General features: G+C 61.1%; 6 protein-coding genes and 1 pseudogene. All 7 read left to right on the top strand.

Annotated features, from left to right (window positions below):
* Positions 1 to 690: 690 nt before the first annotated feature.
* A complete protein-coding gene (locus AB9K34_RS03500; protein ID WP_369953057.1) occupies positions 691 to 1,569 on the top strand; it encodes a hypothetical protein in 879 nt (292 codons plus the stop codon).
* 152 nt (positions 1,570 to 1,721) lie between these two features.
* Complete coding sequence (mobC, locus tag AB9K34_RS03495; protein WP_369953056.1) at positions 1,722 to 2,051, top strand: plasmid mobilization relaxosome protein MobC; 330 nt, start codon at positions 1,722 to 1,724, stop codon at positions 2,049 to 2,051.
* A pseudogene (locus AB9K34_RS03490) lies at positions 2,045 to 2,755 on the top strand (relaxase/mobilization nuclease domain-containing protein); the annotation flags it as partial. The gene mobC and the pseudogene AB9K34_RS03490, both read left to right, overlap by 7 nt.
* A 40-nt stretch (positions 2,756 to 2,795) precedes the next feature.
* A complete protein-coding gene (locus AB9K34_RS03485) occupies positions 2,796 to 3,257 on the top strand; it encodes a hypothetical protein (RefSeq protein WP_369953059.1) in 462 nt (153 codons plus the stop codon).
* A gap of 3 nt (positions 3,258 to 3,260) precedes the next feature.
* Entirely contained in the window at positions 3,261 to 3,548 is a 288-nt protein-coding gene (locus AB9K34_RS03480) for a hypothetical protein (protein ID WP_369953058.1), read from the top strand.
* Positions 3,549 to 3,907: 359 nt separating this feature from the next.
* Positions 3,908 to 4,318 carry a hypothetical protein gene (locus AB9K34_RS03475; protein WP_369953055.1) on the top strand — a complete coding sequence of 137 codons (411 nt, stop codon included), beginning with the start codon at positions 3,908 to 3,910 and terminating at the stop codon, positions 4,316 to 4,318.
* Entirely contained in the window at positions 4,318 to 5,376 is a 1,059-nt protein-coding gene (locus tag AB9K34_RS03470; RefSeq protein WP_369953054.1) for a type IV secretion system protein, read from the top strand. The genes AB9K34_RS03475 and AB9K34_RS03470 overlap by 1 nt, the downstream gene beginning before the upstream one ends.
* Positions 5,377 to 5,601 lie beyond the last annotated feature (225 nt).

The following is a 5,601-nucleotide window of genomic DNA, read 5'->3' as shown; positions in this document are numbered from 1 at the left end:
CCGTCGGCATGCCCGCCTCTTGCTCCTTGATCATCCCGATAATCTGCGCCTCGGTAAAACGGCTCTTTCGCATTCGTCTGCTCCTTCAAGGTTGGGCAGACTCTACATCATGATGAGGGATTTCGCGGGGGGCAGGTCATGTGCTATACGAAATGTTCGATGGAAACCGGCTCTACGATGACGCTGACGAAGAGCTAGACATCATTGCGCCCCGATCCAAACGGGCACAGTGGCGGCACCGTCGGGTGGGACCTCCCTTCCTGAAATTTGGTAGGCGCGTGAAATATCATGGTGCTGATCTGAACGCGTATGTTGAAGAGAACCGCGTTTCGCCAGGCGATATGGCCTAGGCTGGAAACGCAAAACCCCGCACCGGGCGGAGCCTTGCTTTGATTTCTTGCGCACCCGAAGTCTAAGCCCAAGCCGCCCCAATATTCAACCCTGTACCTGACGTCGTTCTCGGTATCGCCAGGCCGCATGGAGCGGGCTGATGGGAGAGGTTTGCCAAATGATGTACAAAAATGAGCATGACGCTGCACCTATAGCGCTCGCCCCTATCGAAGGCCGCCCGCATCTACATGGTCGCGTGCTGCCATATTCACTAGGAGCGGTGCCGGATCATGGTTTGCCCTCCGTTGCCAGCTTCCTGCGGCAATACTCGCTCACGGTCCCTTACGAGGGTGACGCGCCATGAGTTGGGAGGTCGCAAAGCGCTGCAATGAACGCAAATTTGGCAGCGCCTCACGCAAACAGGTCATCATGTTTTTGGCTGACAAGGCTTCTGATGATGGCGAGGGCGTCTACTGTTCAAAGCACAGCATCGCGAAGTTTACCGAACTTAGCTTGGCCATTGTCAAGCGCATCGTTCGTGACTTCACTGCTGAGGGTATCCTCGTTCAGACAGGGAAGCGCGAATGTGACTACGGGTACACAAACGAGTACCGCATATGCCTTGACGCCGTGTCCAAGCTGGATGACCCGACGAAGAAAAAATCGGACGCTCAAGGGGGGCGGCAGCAAACCGGGGTCACTAAGACCCCAGATGTGTATGACCCGGCCACCGAGGTCACCACGACCCCACCCCCGGGGTCATCACGACCCCCAAACCACCCTAAAACCACCCAGAAACCACCTACGCGCGCGGACACGCGCGAGGCGGAGGACCAGGATTTCGAGAAAGCATGGGGCGCGTATCCGGCGGATCGACGTCGGAACAAGACCACCTGTCGGCAGCAATTCGAGCGGGCCATCGAGGACGGCACGACTGCCAAGGAATTTATCTGCGCAGTCCGAGCCTATGCGGCCGAGACCGAGGGTTACACTCGCTCGAAGGTTTGTTTCTCGGACAACTGGTTTCGAGGGGAGCGTTGGCAGCGCTATGTCGAAGAGGCGCGCGAAGCGCAGATCGGCGCTGTCGAACTTGAGGAGAAGCACTATCGACAACTCGCTGGGTGGGTCAGGGAGCGGTACGGTTTGTGCAAGACCATCTCCCGCGCCCAAGCTCGCGAACTGCTATCGCGCGGTCTGGTTTCTGAATCGGAGCTTCGCCGTGCGGAGGTGGCGTGGTGACTTCGAACATCAAGCAGTCTGAGCAAAGAGCAAGGCGACCCGGTTCTAGGTCTTCGACCGTCGAACCGGGGCCTTGCGAGGGGCGGCAAGCCTCCCCTTCGAACCCCAACCGGACCGCGCAGGGCGCGGTCCCCTCGGACAAGCAGGAAGCCGTGTTCTTCTACTGCTCTTCCGAGGAAAAGGCGCTGATCCGGCAGGCGGCTGCGGATCGCGGGCTGTCAATGTCCGCCATGCTTCGGCAGCTCGCCACCGGCGCGGCTCCGAAGCGGCGCAAGCCCGCGCCCCGTGTCGATCCCGCGCTGGTTCTGGCTGTGTCACGCTATGGCGGGAACCTCAACCAGATCGCGCGGTGGCTCAACACGGCGACCCGCGCCGGCAGGGCCTGCGAGGTCGAGGCTCTGCACGTGGCGGCGGCTCTGGTCGGCATCGAGCGGCGGTTGGCGGAGATCCTTGCGCAGCATCGGAGGCCGCCCAGATGCTGATCAAGTTCTTCCCCAACGGCAAAGGCGGCGGCGCGGGGCCGGTCGAATATCTGACCGCCCGCACGGTGCTTGCTTATGACGACAATCGCGATCTGATCCGCGATGCGTCAGGCCGGCCGATGACCGTGACACGCGAACCGCTGCCGGAGGTCGTGCGCGGCGATCCCCAGGGCATAATCGACCTGATCGACGCCTGCCCGCACAAATGGACCTATCGCGCCGGCGTCGTCAGCTTCGCCCGCGAGGACGCCCCGACAGAGGACCAGCAGCAGGAGGTGATCGACCGTTTCGAGGAGATCGCCTTCGCTGGCCTCGATGCCGACCGCTACGCCTGTCTCTGGGTGCGCCACACCCATGAAGATCGCGTCGAGCTGCATTTTTGCACGCCGCGCATGGAGCTGCACAGCGGGCGCAGCCTCAACATTGCCCCGCCTGGCTATGAGCGCGCCTTCGACAGCCTGCGCGACCTGATGAACAAGACGCACGGTTGGGCCGACCCCATGGACGTGGGGCGTGTGGCCGAGGTCAAGCCTGTCTCGGAAGCCCCGAACCGTGCCGCCGGACGCGACGAGCTCCATGCCTGGATCGTCGACCAGATTTCCATGGGGCTGGTCGAGGATCGCGCCGGGATGCTCGCCGCCCTGACCGAAGCGGGCTTCGAGGTGCCCCGCGCTGGCAAGAATTACCTGACCGTCAAAGACCCCGAGACCGAAGAACGGTTTCGCCTGAAAGGAGAAATTTTCCATGAAGACTGGAGAGCCGAAGCAACGGCTGAGCGAGAAGCTGAACGCGGACATGGAGCGGATCAGGGCAGAGAATGTCGCCTCGATCGACGCACAGTTGCTGAGCTTCAGGACCGATTTGAAGACCATTGCCGAAAACGCGCTGGCTACAATCAAGACCGATACGGAAGGCTACCTGCTGCGCGTGAGGAAACACCTCGTGAGGCAGAGCGCAAACGCAGCGCGACCGGAATGGAAGGCGTTGATGTGGCCGATGCTGGTGGCCTGCTGCCTGATGATCAGCGCCGGGGTTTCGACCTGGACGGTGATGACCTGGCTGATGCCCAACCTGAACACGATGGGGCTCAGGATCATCGAGCGGCCCGTGGCGACGTTTCTGATCCCGCGCAGCGGCGGGGCAACGCTGGCCCGCTGTTCGCTGGCGGGGGAACCCGTGGACTGCCTGATGATCCCGAAGGAGTGAGCGATGGATGGTCTGACGCCGCTCGAACGCGAATTACTGGGCTACGTCGAGCAGTTGACGGAAGCCTCGAAGGCATCCGCGCAGGAATTGACCGCCTCCGGTCAGGACAGGCGAACGGAACTGGATGGGTTGCGCGGCTCCATGATCGCGTTGCTCAGGTCGCAGCTCTCATTGGTCGAAGCCTTGAACGGCTGGATGCAGGATGGCCCCGACACCACGCAGGCCCCGTCGAAGCTGAAGGACAGCCTGTCGCTCGCGCTGGAGGCGCAGAAGCGCCTCGGGAGGCGGTGAGCGACGAGATCGGGGAGGATGTTCATGGCCTGCGCCATTGATCGGCAAATCCGGCTCTCCGCCGGACACGCAAAACTGAACAAGCAACACGCGACACTGAACAGGGGACAGGCAACTCCGGACACTGAACACGCGACACGCGACACGCGACACGCGACACGCGACACGCGACACGCGACACGCGACACGCGACACGCGACACGCGACACGCGACCGTGGCCACTCAACACCGGACAGTCAACACGCAACAGGCGACACCGGACAAGCGACAGGCGACAGGCAACACACAACACCGAACAAGCAACACTGAACACTAAACACTGAACACTGAACACTGAACAAGTGACGGGAGTAACCGTATGAATTATCGAGCTATCTTGTTTCTCACTTTGACCGCCGCCCCGGCGATGGCGGATCGGATCGAGTTGAGCAATTCCATCCAACCCGCAGAGACCGACCGCTATGGCTGCGCGATCCGCCCGCGACCGGAACATCTGACCTTCCGCTCTTTTCGCGATGCTTGGCGCTCGGTCGCGGCGGACGACCTCTATAGCCTGAGACGGCACCAGTTGGCGCTGGAGGTCGGTTCCTGCGATTGCGAGACCCTGTGGCCGGATTGGTCCATCATCGCAGATGAGTTCGAGGAACTGGGCTTTTCCGCCCCGACCGGCACCGACAGCCTGCACATCGCATGGTCAGAGGAAGAATATTTCCCAATCATTTCCGACCTTCGGGATCGGTTGCGCATTCAGTGCCAGGGGAGTGAGTGATGGGTATCGTTAATTTTATTGTATCGGCCGCAGACGAGGGCCTCGAAACCGTGGCGACCTCTCAGTTTGCGGCGGTCGCGGAGGTTTCCGGCACGGTGGTCGTCGGAGCTGCGACCCTCGCGATGATTGCCTTGTTCGTCAACATGGCCTGGCAAATCCGTCCGATTGATGGGAGGGAGCTGCTGGTCTTGTCGTTCAAGATCGGCCTGATCAACACATTCGCGTTTAACTGGGCGAACTTCAACTTCGTCAGCGGTCACATCATCGACGGCCTCGATGAACTCGCGGGAAGCCTGATCGGCTCCGCCACCGGGGACGACGGTGCGGGGTCGAGGTATTTCGCTCTTCGCTTTGACCTCCAACTCGACAGGCTGGCCGAATACGGCAACTCGGCCACATCGCATATGGGGGCGGTCAGCAAGGCTATTATGGGTGTGTTCTTCATGGGGCTTCTGGCGGTGGTCGGCGGCGCAGCGGGTGCCGTTCTCGTCCTCGCAAAGATGATGATGACATTCCTGATCGGCATCGCTCCCATCATGATCCTCTGCTCGATGTTCCCAGTGACGAAGGACTATTTCCACCGCTGGCTGTCCTCGCTGGCGAGCTTTGCCCTTTACCCGGTCGTGATGGCTGGCATTTTCTCGATGGTCTTCGGCCTGGTGGGCCTATTGGTCGGCCAGATCGGAGCGGCGGATTCTGTCGAACAAGTCGGTGGGACCATCCCATTCCTGGCGGTGGTCATCCTCTCGCTTGCGATGGTGGTGGCGATCCCTTTCATCGTGCCGATGATCTCGGGCAACTTGCAGGCGGGCTGGGCCGCGGCGGCCGTCGGCGGCAGCATGCGGAGAATGATGCCGCAATCCCGCCCGCAGCAATCGAACCGCGCATCCTCGAACGCAACGAGCGATACGAGCCGGAGGTTGAATGCCGGGGCAGACACAGCCCGTTCCTCAACCGCCGCAACAGATCCCCGCCCTTCGACCGGGACGGGGGCCAAGATGCAACGCATGATGGACCGCGCGGAACGCTTGAGTGAAGACGCAAAGAAGAGGCGGTGATGCTTCATTGGCTGACAACTGGGCTGCGGCAAAGGATGCAATCCTTTGCCGCAGGGCGGTGAGCATTTCAGCGGCATTCAATCCCGCTAGGCCGTGTTGACAAAAGGGATTCACAATGCACCGTAGGCGTGATTCAAGCTAGTATCTGCTATGGAGACCAGCTTGGCACGAGACTTGATGACGGACGAGGAGTGGACGTTTTTCGAACATTTCATCCTCGCTGCC

The organism is Sedimentitalea sp. XS_ASV28 (assembly GCF_041224545.1).
Classification (GTDB): Bacteria; Pseudomonadota; Alphaproteobacteria; order Rhodobacterales; family Rhodobacteraceae; genus Sedimentitalea.
This window is presented reverse-complemented; position numbering and strand designations above follow the sequence as displayed.

Bases quoted from the DNA above. Each gene is read 5' to 3' on its own strand.
- AB9K34_RS03485 (WP_369953059.1), top strand. From the start codon at position 2,796: ATGAAGACTGGAGAGCCGAAGCAACGGCTGAGCGAGAAGCTGAACGCG.
- AB9K34_RS03500 (WP_369953057.1), top strand. From the start codon at position 691: ATGAGTTGGGAGGTCGCAAAGCGCTGCAATGAACGCAAATTTGGCAGC.
- AB9K34_RS03475 (WP_369953055.1), top strand. From the start codon at position 3,908: ATGAATTATCGAGCTATCTTGTTTCTCACTTTGACCGCCGCCCCGGCG.
- AB9K34_RS03470 (WP_369953054.1), top strand. From the start codon at position 4,318: ATGGGTATCGTTAATTTTATTGTATCGGCCGCAGACGAGGGCCTCGAA.
- AB9K34_RS03480 (WP_369953058.1), top strand. From the start codon at position 3,261: ATGGATGGTCTGACGCCGCTCGAACGCGAATTACTGGGCTACGTCGAG.